Origin of the sequence: Pseudoalteromonas sp. TB51, assembly GCF_000498055.1 — a bacterium.
Lineage (GTDB): Bacteria > Pseudomonadota > Gammaproteobacteria > Enterobacterales > Alteromonadaceae > Pseudoalteromonas > Pseudoalteromonas atlantica.
Map to the genome: position 1 here is coordinate 1 of NZ_AUTO01000326.1, position 14,767 is coordinate 14,767.

General features: G+C 41.1%; 16 protein-coding genes. 7 read left to right on the plus strand and 9 right to left on the minus strand.

The genetic code is table 11. The features are described 5' to 3' along the window. Both L650_RS0120445 and L650_RS0120450 read left to right on the plus strand, forming a co-directional pair. Positions 1-589: 3-oxoacyl-[acyl-carrier-protein] synthase III C-terminal domain-containing protein (locus L650_RS0120445; protein WP_029774236.1), on the plus strand; the 589-nt coding region annotated here is incomplete at its 5' end. Between the two features lie 96 nt (positions 590-685). After that, the gene (locus tag L650_RS0120450; RefSeq protein WP_029774237.1) at positions 686-1,072 is read left to right on the plus strand and encodes a VOC family protein; all 387 of its coding nucleotides are present in this window, start codon (positions 686-688) and stop codon (positions 1,070-1,072) included. 17 nt (positions 1,073-1,089) lie between these two features. Here L650_RS0120450 and L650_RS0120455 read toward each other — a convergent pair whose 3' ends face one another. Together L650_RS0120455 and L650_RS0120460 are read right to left on the minus strand one after the other, a co-directional pair. Beyond that, a complete protein-coding gene (locus L650_RS0120455) occupies positions 1,090-2,451 on the minus strand; it encodes a leucyl aminopeptidase family protein (protein WP_029774238.1) in 1,362 nt (453 codons plus the stop codon). Between the two features lie 82 nt (positions 2,452-2,533). Next, positions 2,534-2,956 (minus strand): hypothetical protein, encoded by a 423-nt coding sequence (locus L650_RS0120460; RefSeq protein ID WP_024031949.1) that lies wholly within the window; start codon positions 2,954-2,956, stop codon positions 2,534-2,536. Between the two features lie 103 nt (positions 2,957-3,059). Here L650_RS0120460 and L650_RS23960 point away from each other — a divergent pair, with 103 nt between their 5' ends. The 3 genes from L650_RS23960 (at position 3,060) to L650_RS0120475 (ending at position 7,646) form a co-directional block, all read left to right on the plus strand. Further along, complete coding sequence (locus L650_RS23960) at positions 3,060-3,227, plus strand: oxidoreductase-like domain-containing protein (protein WP_084554454.1); 168 nt, start codon at positions 3,060-3,062, stop codon at positions 3,225-3,227. A 325-nt stretch (positions 3,228-3,552) separates the two neighbouring features. Further along, the gene (locus L650_RS0120470) at positions 3,553-6,132 is read left to right on the plus strand and encodes a TonB-dependent receptor plug domain-containing protein (RefSeq protein WP_004588780.1); all 2,580 of its coding nucleotides are present in this window, start codon (positions 3,553-3,555) and stop codon (positions 6,130-6,132) included. An 86-nt stretch (positions 6,133-6,218) separates the two neighbouring features. Beyond that, on the plus strand, positions 6,219-7,646 hold the full coding sequence (locus tag L650_RS0120475) for a tetratricopeptide repeat-containing sulfotransferase family protein (RefSeq protein ID WP_029774239.1): 1,428 nt from the start codon (positions 6,219-6,221) through the stop codon (positions 7,644-7,646). A gap of 10 nt (positions 7,647-7,656) precedes the next feature. Here the strand turns inward: L650_RS0120475 and L650_RS0120480 are convergent, their stop codons facing one another. Next, positions 7,657-8,559 (minus strand): alpha/beta fold hydrolase, encoded by a 903-nt coding sequence (locus L650_RS0120480; protein WP_029774240.1) that lies wholly within the window; start codon positions 8,557-8,559, stop codon positions 7,657-7,659. Positions 8,560-8,687: 128 nt separating this feature from the next. Here L650_RS0120480 and rlmF point away from each other — a divergent pair, with 128 nt between their 5' ends. Then, positions 8,688-9,620: a 23S rRNA (adenine(1618)-N(6))-methyltransferase RlmF gene (gene rlmF, locus L650_RS0120485; RefSeq protein WP_029774241.1), complete on the plus strand. Its 933-nt coding sequence runs from the start codon at positions 8,688-8,690 to the stop codon at positions 9,618-9,620. Between the two features lie 49 nt (positions 9,621-9,669). After that, the gene (ltaE, locus tag L650_RS0120490) at positions 9,670-10,674 is read left to right on the plus strand and encodes a low-specificity L-threonine aldolase (RefSeq protein ID WP_029774242.1); all 1,005 of its coding nucleotides are present in this window, start codon (positions 9,670-9,672) and stop codon (positions 10,672-10,674) included. Here the strand turns inward: ltaE and L650_RS0120495 are convergent. The 6 genes from L650_RS0120495 to L650_RS24870 all read right to left on the minus strand — a co-directional run. Then, positions 10,657-11,241, minus strand: a complete 585-nt coding sequence (locus tag L650_RS0120495; RefSeq protein WP_024031955.1) for a thymidine kinase — start codon at positions 11,239-11,241, stop codon at positions 10,657-10,659. The two genes, ltaE and L650_RS0120495, sit on opposite strands and share 18 nt — an antisense overlap. Positions 11,242-11,342: 101 nt before the next feature. Then, positions 11,343-12,137 carry a hypothetical protein gene (locus tag L650_RS0120500; protein WP_029774243.1) on the minus strand — a complete coding sequence of 265 codons (795 nt, stop codon included), beginning with the start codon at positions 12,135-12,137 and terminating at the stop codon, positions 11,343-11,345. Positions 12,138-12,204: 67 nt separating this feature from the next. Next, positions 12,205-12,675: a methylated-DNA--[protein]-cysteine S-methyltransferase gene (locus L650_RS0120505; RefSeq protein ID WP_029774244.1), complete on the minus strand. Its 471-nt coding sequence runs from the start codon at positions 12,673-12,675 to the stop codon at positions 12,205-12,207. Then, a complete protein-coding gene (locus tag L650_RS0120510) occupies positions 12,672-14,027 on the minus strand; it encodes a DNA-3-methyladenine glycosylase 2 family protein (protein WP_029774245.1) in 1,356 nt (451 codons plus the stop codon). The genes L650_RS0120505 and L650_RS0120510 overlap by 4 nt, the downstream gene beginning before the upstream one ends. Before the next feature lie 128 nt (positions 14,028-14,155). After that, positions 14,156-14,641 (minus strand): GNAT family N-acetyltransferase, encoded by a 486-nt coding sequence (locus L650_RS0120515; RefSeq protein WP_029774246.1) that lies wholly within the window; start codon positions 14,639-14,641, stop codon positions 14,156-14,158. Positions 14,642-14,651: 10 nt separating this feature from the next. Further along, positions 14,652-14,767, minus strand: a 116-nt coding sequence (locus L650_RS24870; protein WP_128081077.1) for a response regulator, incomplete at its 5' end; no start/stop codon positions are given.

A 14,767-nucleotide genomic window follows, 5' to 3' on the forward strand; every position in this document is an offset into this window, starting at 1 on the left:
ACTAGAAGCCGCAGACACACCAGCAGGCCTGCTAGGTACTAAAACCGGTTGCGACAGCGAAGACAGAGATATTTTGCATATCACCAACTTTGGTAGTGATTTAAATAAATATGATCCAATAGGCCCATCAGACTTATTATTTGAAGGCCGTGAAATTTTCAAACGTGCCGTTAAAGGTATGAGCGAAGCGTGTGATGATGTATTAACGCAAGCCAACCTAAGCCTTGATGACATAAACGTATTAGTGCCACATCAAGCTAATTTACGTATTATTCAAGCAATTCAGCATCGTTTAAAAGTGCCGGATGAAAAAGTAATGGTAAACATTGCTGACTACGGTAATACCTCAGCCGCAACGATTGCTATTGCGTTATGTGAAGCCGTAGAGCAAGGCTTAATTAAGCCGCATTCAAATATTATGTCGGCAGCGTTTGGCGCAGGTTTAACGTGGGCAGCAAGCTATATAAAATGGGGCGAGCGTGTTACGCCGATTAAAGTAAGTGATGCAACATTGCCACCGTGTGAGCTAACAGGCCTTGAGCTTGTAGCCCCCGCAGTTAAAGCCTGCAAAGACGCTGAGCCTAGCTAAACGTTTTTATGTGCTTTAAAAATTAAACGCACTTTTTAGTGCGTTTTTGTTTTTAGGAGAACAAACTCATGGAGCTAATTACATGGAGCTAACTACATGGCACTATTAGGCATTCATCATGCTGCTATTATTTGCAGTGACTACGCCCGCTCTAAGCACTTTTATAGTAACGTACTTAAACTTAAAGTTATTAACGAGCATTTTAGGGCCGCGCGTAATTCGTATAAATTAGATTTAGCGATGCCTGATGGCAGCCAAATAGAGTTATTTTCGTTTGATGGAGCACCTGCAAGACCAAGCTACCCAGAAGCGCAAGGCTTGAGGCATTTAGCATTTAAAGTTAAAAACGTTGCCCAAGCTAAGCAGTATTTAGAGTCACAAAATATAATAGTGGAAGAGATAAGAGTGGATGAAATAACCGGCAAAAAATTCACCTTTTTTGCCGATCCAGATAACTTACCGCTTGAGTTATACGAGGTATAACCCTCGTATAACAAGGTTTATTTAAAGCGGCTTTGCAAGTAATTAAATACCGCACGAATACCTAACGCTTCGCCGCCAGTTGGGCGACCAGGTAATGCACGTAAATTCCACGCCATTACATCAAAATGTACCCAGGGTGTGGTTGGCTCTACAAACTCTTTTAAATAAAGCGCCGCGGTAATTGCACCACCAAATGGTGTGCTGGCACAGTTTGCCATATCGGCTACATCGCTCTTTAAAAAGCTTTTGTACTGATCAAATAAAGGCAATTGCCATACTGGGTCGCTTACATCCATACCGGCATCAATAATACCATTTGCTACATCGCGCTCTGTTGAGAAAAAGCCCGGCAGCTCAGTACCTAAAGCAACACGACAAGCACCAGTAAGGGTCGCAAAGTCAATAATTAGCTCAGGGTTATCGTTTTGTGCTTCGCTAAGCGCATCACACAATACTAAACGCCCTTCTGCATCGGTATTGTCTATTTCAACCATAATGCCTTTACGCGTTTTAATAACATCACCTGGGCGAAATGCATTTCGTGATACCGCGTTTTCAACCGCAGGCACTAAAACGCGCAGTCTAATTGGTAAATTAGCCGCCATAATTAGCTGCGCTAAAGCAATAACGTGCGCTGCCCCGCCCATGTCTTTTTTCATGTTACGCATGCCCGAGCTTGGTTTTAAATCAAGCCCGCCAGAGTCAAAACATACCCCTTTACCGACTAAGGTAATAAGTGGTGCGTTTTCATCGCCCCATTTTAAATCAAGTAAACGCGGTTTGTTTTCGCTCGCGCGTCCGACCATGTGTATTGTTGGGTAATTTTGCTCAAGTAGCTCATCGCCAATCCACTGGGTAAATTCGCCGTTGTAATTATTGGCTAAATCTTCCATTACTTGCGATAAATGCTGCGGCATCATATCTACCGCAGGTGTGTTTACTAAATCACGCGCTAAATAAATGGCATCGGCTTGTTGCTTAATACGCTGATACAGCGCTTCATCGGCAATGGCTAATTGTGCTTTGGCCGTTGGTTTTTCTTTATATTCACTAAATTCATAGCCGCCTAACACAAAACCAAGCGCGACTTGCTCTATAAAGGCATCATCGCCTTGAATTTGATACGTGCCCAGCGGTAATTTATTGGCAAGCTCGCCTGCGGCCCAAAAATCATTTTGGTTTTGTAATAAACAATAAACGTGGCTTAGCTCACCGGTTTGGGCGTCAGGCACAAGCGCTAAACCTTGCTTTTCAAAGCCGCTATTTGTTAACCATGTTTGGATAAAAGCCGGTTGTTGTGATTGCCAGTCAGTTAACTCGTTTTTAAGAATAAAAGATAAAGGAATACCAGAAGAAGTATGACGAAGTAATGCACTCATTGAAAAGCTCATATAATAAAAAATGGTAGCTCAAAGCATACCAATAAGACCGGCTAAAAGGTATAGCTAATTTTAGCCAGATTTATTCTTTATTTGGCGCTTTAGTGTGTTGTTTTAAATCCTCTTTAACTATTTCGGCGTCTAGCTCTTTAACTGGTTTATTAATGTTAAACGAGCTAGGCAATACATCTACACCTACCATTCTGCCTAGCTTTACAACCAATGGAATAGTAATAGGGGCAAACGGCAGTACGGCAAATACACCTAAGCCAAGCCCTTTTAAAATATCTACAAACTGCTCATTAGCACGCTTTAACTCTTCTTTGCTGGTTTGCCCTTGCGTGTAACGCCTATAAATGGTGAGCATTTCTATGGTTTCTTGCCTTTCTTGCGCAAGAGCAATTTTTAGCGCCACCATTGCACGACGAAAGCGAAGCTGTTGGCGCTTTTTACTAATTTTAACTACCCGCCAAGGCGCACGGTGAATAACTTTATATAATCGCATACCTTTATTTTCACACATAAAGGGTTTTACACAAGAATAATTTACTTAATACGTCCTATACTTTACTCTTTTGCACCATAACAGTGCTCAAAAGCTCATTTTTATGCAAAACAAACAAATAATAGTACTCCTCAAACCCCAAAAACCACAGCCTGATGAATGCTGCGGCGGTGGTAGCTGTAGCCCTTGTGTGTGGGACGAATACAGACAAAAATATCGTGACTGGCAAGCGCAAAACACACCACCTGCCTCACCAATAGAAACAAGTTGATAACATCCACTCACCCACTTCGCGCATTAAATCTTCGAAAAAGCGATAAAACCGCACTTTATTAGTTCAAATTAGTTACACACTGCACCATTGTTGCAAATATATTTTATTTTGAACTTTTTGTTATTAAAGAGTTAATTATTAATTGCCCTGAAAGTTTTTTATGTATAGTCTGTACATAGGACTTCACATGAGGTGGGCTTTTAGCTTTAAGAAGTCGAGTAGGTTGACTCTTTATCCCCATGTGAATACGTCCAAAATTATAAATAAGTAATGTTAATTACTGCATTACGTACAAAATATATTCTAACTGGGGAAAATTAGAATGAAACTTAAAAGCAACGCGCTAAATCAAGCAATTAAATTTGCATTAGCAACAACAACCACCGCAGGTTTGTTTATTTCAGGTTCTGCTGTTGCAGCAGAAGAAAGTGAAACTAAAGTTAATAAAAACGTTGAAAAAATTGCCGTAGTGGGTACTCGCTCAGCGCCACGCTCTATTGGTGATTCACCGGTTCCTATTGATATTATTGGCGGTGAAGAGCTAGAAAAGTCTGGTAACACAGACATGCTAGAGCTACTTAAAGGCTCTGTTCCTTCTTTTAATGTTCACCAAAACCCAATCAGTGATGCTGCATCACTAGTACGCCCAGCTAACTTACGTGGCTTACCTTCAGACAGCACATTAATCCTTTTAAACGGTAAACGCCGTCACCGTGCTTCTGTTATTGCATTTTTAGGTGGTGGTATTAACGATGGTGCACAAGGCGCTGATATTTCAGTTATTCCTAGCATTGCACTTAAGCAAGTAGAAGTACTACGTGATGGCGCAGCAGCACAATATGGTTCTGATGCAATCGCCGGTGTAATGAACTTCCAACTTAAAGATGCCTCTGAAGGCGGTAAATTTGAAGTACGCCATGGTCAATACTACGAAGGCGACGGTGATACAACACAGATATCGGGTAACGTAGGCTTACCATTTACTGACAACGGTTTTGCTAACTTAAGTTTTCAATATAAAACAGCAGATGCAACAAGTCGCTCAGAGCAACGTCCTGATGCAGCTGCACTTTCTGCTGCAGGTGTACCAGAAGTATCTTCGCTTGCGCAAGTTTGGGGTGCCCCAGAGGTTGATGACGACATTTCAATTTTTGGTAACTTTGGTTTAGAACTAACAAACGACTCAGAATTTTATATGTTTGGTAACTACTCTGAGCGTGATGTACGTGGTGGTTTTTACTACCGTAACCCGCACACTCGCCCAGGTGTATACTCAAACGATGGCGGTGAAACACTGCTTGTTGCCGATTTAACAGAAGACATGAGCGGTAACTGTCCAACTATCGCAATTGATGACAACGTACTAGATAACCCAGACTACATTAGCGGTGTTGCTAATAATCCTGATTGTTTTGCATTTAACGAAACCATTCCTGGCGGTTTTACACCTAACTTTGGTGGCAACATTACCGATACCTCTTTAACTATTGGTACAAAGGGTATGTTTACGGGTGGTTTCCTTAAAGATGCATTTTACGATTTAAGTGGTACGGTGGGTCTAAACGAATCTCGCTACTTTATTTACGACACGGTTAATGCGTCGTTAGGTGCAGACAGCCCACGTGATTTTAGCCCAGGTAAATATGAGCAACTAGAGAAAAACTTTAACTTTGACCTTTCTAAAGGCTTTGATTTTGACCTAGCGTACGATGTAAATATTGCCGGTGGTTTAGAATGGCACGAAGAAACATTTACTGTAATTTCAGGTGATGAAGCATCATTCACTGCAGGTCCTTTAACTGAGCAAGGTTTTGGTATTGGCTCTAATGGTTTCCCTGGTTTCAAACCTTCTGATGCAGGCGAATATACACGCCGTAACTACGCAGCTTATGTAGATATTGAAGCACCATTTACAGAAGAATTCTTAATGGGCCTTGCGGTACGTTTTGAAGATTACGACAGCTTTGGTACAACAACAAACTACAAAGTAATGGCGCAGTACCACGTAACTGAAGATCTAAATATTCGTGGCTCAGTAAGCACAGGTTTCCGCGCTCCAACTGTTGGCCAAGCGAACGTAAGTAACGTACAAACAAACTTAAGTGATGGTGTATTACAAGATTCAGCACTTTTACCACCAACAAACCCAATTGCAGTGCAATTAGGTGGTACAGAGCTTGAGCCAGAAGAATCGCAAAGTTACACACTAGGTGCGGTTTACACTATTGGCGATTTATTTGTAACACTTGATTACTACAACATTGAAGTTGATGACCGTATCAGCCAATCTGAAAAAATTGTACTTAGCCAAGATGATAAAGACACGTTAGAAGCAGCAGGCGTACCAAATGCGCAAAGCTATGCACAAGTAAGCTTTTTCACTAATGACTTTGATACAACAACACAAGGTATTGACTTAGTTGCTAACTATACAGCTGACATGCTAGGCGGAAGCTCTACATTTAGCCTTGCTTACAACTGGAATGAAACTGAGGTAACTAAGTTCAGCGACATTACCGGTGAATTTAAAGTTAAGCGTTTAGAAGAAGATTTACCTAACCACCGTGCAACGCTTACTTGGGCACAGCAGTGGGAATCTTTTTCAATGTTTACCCGTGCTAATTACTACGGCGAATACCAAGGTGTTCACGTAGATTACGATGCAACAGCAAAAACAGCTGATGCAGCAGTAACTATTGACGCTGAAATAACGTACTTCTTAAATGAGTCTATTAGCTTCTCGGTAGGTGCACAAAACATCTTCGACCAAGACGCTGAAAAACTTGATTTTGAAGACCGTACGGGTATCCCTAACAATAACTGGGGTGGCCAATACTACGAAACGTCTCCATACGGTATTAACGGTGGCTTCTACTACGCGAAAGCAACCTATACTTTCTAATATTTTTTCATGATAAACCAAGGCGAAATGTTAAGACATTTCGCCTTTTTTATTTTATATTAATTAAAAAACAATAATGCCTCATCATGCTAATTAAAAAAGCCAATCAATTATTACAAGAAAATAAACTCAAAGAAGCCGAGTTTCATTTTAAAGCAATTTTAAATAGTAACCCACAAAGCGGCGAAGCATTATTTGGTTTAGGCAGGATAGCACTTAGGTTAGAGCGTTTTGATGCAGCGGTATACTTATTACAAAAAGCATGCGAACGTTTACCCCATATGCTTGAGCCACTGCACGCCCTTGCCGATGCATTTAACGGTGTTAATTCCCCTAATGATGCGCTTAAAGTACTCGAATATGCTAAAAGCCTCGCAAGCCATAACCCAGAGCCTCATTATTATTTAGCTCAGCATTATTTAAGCTACGGCGAATTAGACAAAGCACACACCACATTTGCGCATGCGCTAAGCATGGGGCTTTACCCCGTAACTGCCTATATTTTATTTGAACTAGTACAATTAGGCCGTTTCAATAAAGAACATAATTATGTGAGCAACCTGCACCACTTTTTAACGCAAACGAATAACGTGCGTTTAAAAATGGTGTGTTACTACGCGTTAGGTAAAAGCTACGACAAACTAGAAGATACAGAGCAAGCATTTAACTACTATGTGCTTGCCAACAAACTTCAAAAAAAGCTTACTCACTTTAAAACCAGTGACTTAGTGCCTTTCTATGAGGCAATTATAACGCATAATACACAACAGCTAATTGCATCTGCCGATCACACTTTTACCGGCACTATTACGCCCGTGTTTATTATTGGTATGCCCCGCAGCGGCTCAACCTTACTTGAGCAAATGATGGCCAGCCACTCACAGTTTGCCACATTAGGTGAAAACACCAGTATTGCTAACCAAGTGGTGGCATTTATAGAGCAGCAAACGCAAACCCCTTACCCGCAATGCTTAAGCGCACTTAGTAACGATTTAATCGCAAAAGCTCGCAATATTTATATTGAAGAATTAAAAAAAGCACAGCCTGTACGCCCTTTCATTATTAATAAGCTACCGAGTAACTATCAGTCTATTGGCTTAATTTACTTGCTGTTCCCTAATGCTAAATTTATTAATTTAAGTAGGGATTTTAACGCCACTGCTTTTTCGGTGTTCAGTAACTACTTTGCCGAAAATGAGCCGTACTTTTGTGATTTAAAAGAATTTAAACTTTACCATGCGTTGTATGCAAAATTAATGGATCATTGGCGCAGCCTGCCCTCATTACCGCTATACGATATTCATTATGAGCAAATAGTTGCCGAGCCTGAGTCGCGGCTAAGTGCTTTATTTTCGTTTTTAGGGTGTGAGTATGATCCGCAATGCTTAGCATTTTATAAGCGTAAGGCTGCTGTTAGCACATTAAGCAAACAAGCCATTAGGCAGCCAATTAATACACAGGCACTTGCGCATTGGGAGCGCTATAAAACACCGCTTTTAAAACAATTTGAATGAGCCTAATTGCCTAACTGTACTCGTTAAACCAGCTTACAACATCTTTAAATTGCTCATCCCGTGCCTGCGGGTGAGTAAGCATATTAATATGATCGTAATCCACACTATGACCATGGCGCTTGCCATAAATTTTAAGGGTTTGTTTTCCAGGTCCGGACTCTGCCATAAACTTTTTAATATCAATAGGCTGCGCAAGAGCCTTATCGTTTACAGCGCCAATATGTAGTGTAGGAGGCACCTGCACTTTAGCTAAGGCTTTTGCATAGTCAAAACCATCATCGCTATCTATCCAAGGCCTTTTTTTAGCCCACTGCATGCTTTGATAATGCGACTTTTGCGATTCGTTATCGCTGCCCCACTTATAGCCTTTTGCGTTTAAGTACCCCTGTTTTTTAGCCAATATGGGCGCCATAAAGTACCAAATTACATTTGCTTGTAGTAACTTTTTAGGGTGATTGTTAAACAAAGAGCGTTTAGAGCCAAAATAAGCACACGCTTTAACCTCTTTTAAATACTCAGGAAAACGTGCAAAAACGCTATTCATTAAAACGCCTCCCCAAGAGTGAGCAACCCAATAGTCTGGCTTTTTACCCTCAAATTGTTCAATGTAATTAATAAAGGCGGGGATATCTTCTACTATTGCCTCTGTTTGACCATATTTAGCCTGCGGCGAAATAAGCGGCTTGCTCTCTCCACGCCCGCGCAGGTCTGCTACATAACAGCAGTAGCCTTGCTCAGCCAAATAAGGGGCTAGCCCTTTATTGCTATGAGTATAAAAAATTTTGCCATTTTCTACTGCGCCGTGCATAAAAAACACCACGGGGCCCGCTTGCTTGCCGTTTGCTATACGGCGTAAATGTAGCGTTTGCTGATTGCCTAGTTGAACAAAATGTGAGTGCTGTGTAATTGCCACAAATTTTCCTTTATTATTTTTAGCCACTCATCCTACCAGTACCACTGTTAATTCTAAAGTAAATGGTTGCACTTTTTAGTGGGGCATTTGATACAATTGCGCCATTATTTAATTGCTAAATTAATGCTATGAAATCAAAACAAGTCACTAACAAGCTCCACCCACGCAACCAACATTTACATGGCTACGATTTAGACATGCTATGCGATAAACATGATGCGTTAACCCCTTTCATCATCGTCACCCCTGCGGGGAGTAAGAGCATTGACTTTACCAATAACACAGCAGTAAAAACGCTTAACCAAGCGCTTTTAAAAGCGCATTATAAAATAGATTTTTGGGATATTCCTGAGCATAACCTATGCCCTCCTATTCCTGGTCGCGTTGATTACATTCATTACTTGGCAGACTTATTAAGCGACGACAACCAACAAAATATTCCAACTGGCAGGCAAATTAAGGTGCTCGATATTGGCACAGGGGCCAATTTGGTCTACCCGTTAACGGGTAATCATGAATACAACTGGCACTTTACTGGTAGCGACATCGATGCAAATTCTATAAAAATAGCGAAACAAATCGCCCAATTTAATGGTTTAAAAATAACCCTTAAACACCAAAAAAACGCATTATCTATTTTTGAAAACATTATAAATCAAAAAGATTTATTTCATTTAACCCTGTGTAACCCCCCGTTTCACGCAAGCGCAGAAGACGCCAATAAAGGGTCGCAGCGCAAATGGAAAAACTTAGGGAAATCGCCTAAAAACACCCTCAATTTTGGCGGGCAAAATAATGAGCTATGGTGCGAAGGCGGCGAAGCACAGTTTATTAGCAATATGATTGCTCAAAGTGAGCAATTTGCAGAGCAAGTAATATGGTTTACCTCCTTGGTTTCAAAAAAAGAAACGCTTAAAGTGTTAGAAAATAAATTAAGCTCCCTCCCTATTGCCGAATATAAAATTATAGACATGGCACAAGGACAAAAAGTAAGTCGCTTTATTGCCTGGAGTTATTTTGATAAAGCCACGCGTGAACAAATTTTTGAAGAGCTTGTTTAAACCCATAAAAACAATAAAGCCTGTAGTACTTAATAAAGGAATAACAACCATGATAGATTTTCGCTCAGACACGGTTACTAAACCTTCAAAAGCCATGCGCGATGTAATGTATAGCGCGCCAGTAGGCGATGATGTGTACGGGGATGATCCTAGCGTAAACCAATTAGAAGCCTATGCATGTGAGCGTTTTAGCTTTGAAGCCGCACTTTATTGTAGCTCTGGCACGCAAGCTAACTTACTTGCGCTTATGGCCCAATGCGAACGCGGAGATGAATATATTTGCGGGCAAAATGCCCATAACTATAAATTTGAAGGCGGTGGCGCTGCAGTATTAGGCTCTATTCAACCACAACCGATTGAGAATGAACCCGATGGTAGCCTCTGCTTTGATAAAATTGCCGCAGCAATAAAACCAGACGATAGCCATTTTGCCAACACCCGCTTACTTAGCCTTGAAAACACCATAGGCGGAAAAGTACTCCCCCTTAGCTACTTAGCCAAAGCACGTCATTTTGTAAATGAGCACTCGTTAGCTCTGCACTTAGATGGCGCACGTGCGTTTAATGCAGCGGTTGAATTAAACGTTGATATTACAGATATTACCCAGCACTTTGACTCGGTTTCAATTTGCTTATCAAAAGGGCTAGGTGCTCCCGTTGGCTCGCTATTACTAGGCACAAAGGCGCTTATCACAAAAGCACGGCGCTGGAGAAAAGTACTCGGTGGTGGCATGCGCCAAGCCGGAATGCTGGCAGCCGCGGGGCAATACGCACTTGAAAATAACGTCTCTCGCTTAAAAGACGACCACGCTAATGCGCGTTATTTAGCAAGTAAGCTTAACGAACTCAATGGGTTTAGCGTTGATATGAGTAACACCACTAACATGGTGTATGCGCGCTATTCAAGTGAGTTAAATATAGCGCATATTAGCGAGCAATTAGCACAACAAGGCATATTAATTAGCCCAAGCAAACAGCTTAGGCTAGTCACTCATCTTGATATAAACCAAGATGATATAGATACTTTTATACGAGCCTTAGCGGCCCATATTTAACTCAGCCTTATAGTGCTTGCGGCACACCGACACATAACGGTCGTTGCCGCCAATTTCTACTTGGTTACCATCGGCAATGGCATTGCCGTTTTCATCTGTACGCAATACATGATTGGCTTTACGGCCGCAATGGCACACTGTTTTAAGCTCAACCAGTTTATCGGCCCATGCTAGCAAGTACTGAGAGCCAATAAATAACTCACCTCTAAAGTCGCTTCGCAGGCCATAACACAATACCGGAATACCAAGTTCGTCAACCACATCAGTCAGCTGCATAACTTGCTCTTTAGACAAAAACTGGCATTCGTCAACCAACACACAATGGCGCTTTTTTTCGTTTTGCAGATTTTGGATCAGCTCAAAAACATTTTTTGACGAATCAAATATATGCGCATCAGCTTGCAGCCCGATACGAGACGATACTTTTCCTACACCAGAGCGGTTATCAATTGCAGCCGTTAAAATAACTGGCTCCATACCGCGCTCACGATAGTTAAACGCAGATTGTAATAAGGTGGTTGATTTACCCGCATTCATCGCAGAGTAGTAAAAGTATAATTGAGCCATTGCCGTGCCTTAAGATAAAAAGTGCGCTTATGCTACCTTAATATGCGATTAATACCAATTTCATATCGCTATTTTAGTTAATAAGCACTTTGATTTTCTTACTACTCAACAGCTTGCAAGTATTTTATATAAATTTGTGCACTGTCAAAGCGCGCTAACCACTGCCATATCTCTTTACTAAGCTGGCTATTTTGCTGGTAAAACTGCTTTGAAAAAATTAAATAACCGTCGGTTGTTTCATAAGGTGGGTAAAGGGGTTTTACATCGCTCCCTTTATGTTGATAGCTCGACACTTTTAAGTCATCTACTTGGCATAAATCAACACTTGCCTGTACCACTCCTTTATCAAGTAATTCAAATGCTTTGTCTTTTGAAAAAGTATTATGAATATAAAAAGGCTCTTCTTTTAGCGCGCTGTTTAAGCCATAGCCATTAGGAATGGCGATAGTGAACGCTTTATTTTGAAATACTTCACGTGTTTGCCATTGTTTATGAAAACGAGCCCGCCCTATTAAACAGCTACTAAAACGACTCACTGCAAATTTTTCTAGCAACACCCCTTTTTCGTTTGTAGGGTACACAGCAAAACGTTCACGCCCATCACGATAGCTGGCAATAACGGCATTAACACGGTTGAGTTCTAAATCGTTTAGGCATCTGCGCCATGGTTTTCTCACAAATGAAATAGAAACATTGGGTATGTCGGCATCCAGTTGCTTTAAAATTTCAATTGAGGCGCCAGGGTTATCTATAGGTACCTCTTGCCCAATGCCCAAAAACATAGGGGCAACGTCTTTATCTTCGTAGCAAAATATAAGTGTTTGTGGGTTAGCAAATACTGCTGAAGAAAACATCAAACCAAATATAAATAAATAATTTAAGCTGCTGATACTCATAATAATTTTTATTAGTAAATAATGTAAATTGTAGCTTGTGATAACAAAGCTGCCAGTGCTGTAACAGTTAAATTATCCCTTCATGCTTTAGTAGCCAACTTTTTCTCTCAAGGCCACCAGCGTACCCAGTAAGCTTTGAGTTTGCACCAATAATTCGATGGCATGGCACAATAATACTAATGGGGTTTTTGCCATTTGCAGCTCCGACTGCTCTTACCGCCTTAGGGTTATTTAATTGTTTAGCTATATCGCCGTAGGTCATGGTTTTGCCAAAAGGGACGCTGAGCAACGCTTGCCACACACCATTTTGAAAAGGCGTACCTTGCGTATCTAATGGCACATTAAAGGTTTTGCGCTGACCATTAAAGTATTCGTTTAATTGCTTTACGCAGATTAAAACCGCTTCATTTGTTACTTGCTCAACGGGTGTATGGGTGTAGTGTGTTTTTGGGTAAAAACCAACATAGCTCACCCCGTTTTCAGTCGCTTGAATAATAACATCGTCAATTGGGCTCGAAATTGCGGTCTGTATAATCATGAAAGTTGCTGCCATAGTTGAAACGTTAAGTACGAGCGAAATGGAGCGCTCAGCTCTGGGTTAAATTGCTTAGTATTAATCAGCGCCTTTTTTACTCCGAGATCGCCGGCTAATAGTATATCTGGGTTACTTTGCCCGCGCAGTTTAGCGTAGTTAACAGTCCACGGCCCTATGCCTTTTATATCGAGCCAATTATCCAAAACCCTGTTATCGGGGTTATCAGCGCAGTACTTAGATAAATTTTTTAATGCATTTTTGCGCGATTGCGGCATTTTAAAAAATTCAAAGTCGCATGTCGCTAAATCCTCAGGCTGTGGAAAATACACTTTATCTGCGTGTTTATCGCCTCGCTCTGCGACCAGCTTTGTAACTAAAGTGTGCGCTGCCCCCACGCTAACTTGTTGGCCCAATACAGCGCGGATCCCCGCTTCAAAGCTTGACCATATTCCAGGTAAGCGTAGCCCTTCACTTAATGTAAATGCCCCATTAATACTGTTTTTTAAGTGGCTTTCAATAGGGTTTATATCGGCATCTACATCAAGTACACGGCGTATATTATTAATTACTTTTTGTAAGTGCTCGGTATTATTTATTACTATTTCAACTTTAAAATGGTTATTTTGCGCCTTAAAGTGCGCATTAAAATAACCTACCGCCCCTTTTAGCTTAAATGTTCGCCCGTAACTGGTTGGGGTTATCCACTCCATAGGCTCTATTAACCGCTTTGGCAAAAAGCTGTGCAAAGCCGGCCAATTGTAAGGAGGTCTAAAAGGGAGAGTTAATACAATCACTGGGGTTGCCTCTTTTTTTGATTTTCTGAGCTTTGATGGGGCTATATTTAATTGTTGTAAAAAAGCATCGTTAAAACGTCGCACACTTTTAAACCCAGCAGCAAATGCAATATCGGTTATAGGTAATGTGGTCTCTTGAATGAGCTTTTTAGCAAACTGACATTGGTTAAATAACCGATACTGAGTAACAGACACACCAAAGTGCTGATTAAATATGCGCCGCAAATAACGACTGGTAATACCCAAACGGGTAGCTAGCATTTCGCAATTACAGCTATCACCTAAATCAATTAACTGCTTAGCTCTGAGCGCTGTTGTTTTTACCCCCTGCCAAGCAGCGCTGCCCGGAGCACTATCGGGCCTGCAGCGTATACACGGTCTAAAGCCTGCTTGCGCTGCGTTGTGCGCATATTGATAATACACCACATTTTTTTCTTGAGCGGTGGGCGCGGGGCAAATTGGCCGACAATAAATGCCGGTGCTTTTTACCGCAACGTAAAATAAGCCATCAAATCGTGCATCGCGGCTTTGCCGTGCTTTTTGCCAATACTGATTATTCATGTAGGGTCTTAATCAATAAAACGTACCTCAGCATAACAATTTTTAAAGCAAATACTGGCCGTTTTCGGCACTCATCTGCTTTTAAAAAAGTATTATACCAACCCACTTAATTAAGCGTTTTAGTATCACTATTGCTCTGCAAAATCGAGTAAGTCTTGGCCTGCTAGGCGGTAGATTATCCATTCGTTTTGGGCTTTTGCCCCAATGCTATTATAAAAGTCTATAGCGGGTTTATTCCAATCCAGTACTACCCACTCAAAACGTCCACAGTCGTTTTTTATGGCTTTATTAGCAAGGTGTTTCATTATTAGTTTGCCCGCACCATTGCCACGGCTATCGGGGCTTACGTATAAATCTTCCAGATATAAGCCATTTTTACCCAGCCAGGTAGAGTAATTATAAAAATACACCGCAAAGCCAATAGGCTCATCATCTTCAAGGCAAATAACACTGTGTGCTGTTGCCCCCTCACTAAACAGCGTTTTTATAATTGCCTGCTCATCTGTTTTTACTGCATCGGGTTCTTTTTCGTAAATGGCCAGTTCGGTAATAAACTGTAAAATGGTTGGCGCATCGCTTTTTTTAGCGTCGCGTATTTGTATTTGCTTACTCATGTTATTAATCCTAAAAGTACTGCTCTATTTTTTCTTTTAAAATATCAAGCTGAATGGGTTTAGTTAAGTAGTCATCCATACCGGCATTAATACAACGCTCTTTATCTGAGTCCATTGCATTGGCGG

Bases quoted from the DNA above. Each gene is read 5' to 3' on its own strand.
- L650_RS0120495 (WP_024031955.1), bottom strand. From the start codon at position 11,241: ATGGCTCAATTATACTTTTACTACTCTGCGATGAATGCGGGTAAATCA.
- L650_RS0120460 (WP_024031949.1), bottom strand. From the start codon at position 2,956: ATGCGATTATATAAAGTTATTCACCGTGCGCCTTGGCGGGTAGTTAAA.
- ltaE (WP_029774242.1), top strand. From the start codon at position 9,670: ATGATAGATTTTCGCTCAGACACGGTTACTAAACCTTCAAAAGCCATG.
- L650_RS0120500 (WP_029774243.1), bottom strand. From the start codon at position 12,137: ATGAGTATCAGCAGCTTAAATTATTTATTTATATTTGGTTTGATGTTT.
- L650_RS0120475 (WP_029774239.1), top strand. From the start codon at position 6,219: ATGCTAATTAAAAAAGCCAATCAATTATTACAAGAAAATAAACTCAAA.
- L650_RS0120450 (WP_029774237.1), top strand. From the start codon at position 686: ATGGCACTATTAGGCATTCATCATGCTGCTATTATTTGCAGTGACTAC.
- L650_RS0120515 (WP_029774246.1), bottom strand. From the start codon at position 14,641: ATGAGTAAGCAAATACAAATACGCGACGCTAAAAAAAGCGATGCGCCA.
- L650_RS0120470 (WP_004588780.1), top strand. From the start codon at position 3,553: ATGAAACTTAAAAGCAACGCGCTAAATCAAGCAATTAAATTTGCATTA.
- L650_RS0120455 (WP_029774238.1), bottom strand. From the start codon at position 2,451: ATGAGTGCATTACTTCGTCATACTTCTTCTGGTATTCCTTTATCTTTT.
- L650_RS0120510 (WP_029774245.1), bottom strand. From the start codon at position 14,027: ATGAATAATCAGTATTGGCAAAAAGCACGGCAAAGCCGCGATGCACGA.
- rlmF (WP_029774241.1), top strand. From the start codon at position 8,688: ATGAAATCAAAACAAGTCACTAACAAGCTCCACCCACGCAACCAACAT.
- L650_RS0120505 (WP_029774244.1), bottom strand. From the start codon at position 12,675: ATGATTATACAGACCGCAATTTCGAGCCCAATTGACGATGTTATTATT.
- L650_RS23960 (WP_084554454.1), top strand. From the start codon at position 3,060: ATGCAAAACAAACAAATAATAGTACTCCTCAAACCCCAAAAACCACAG.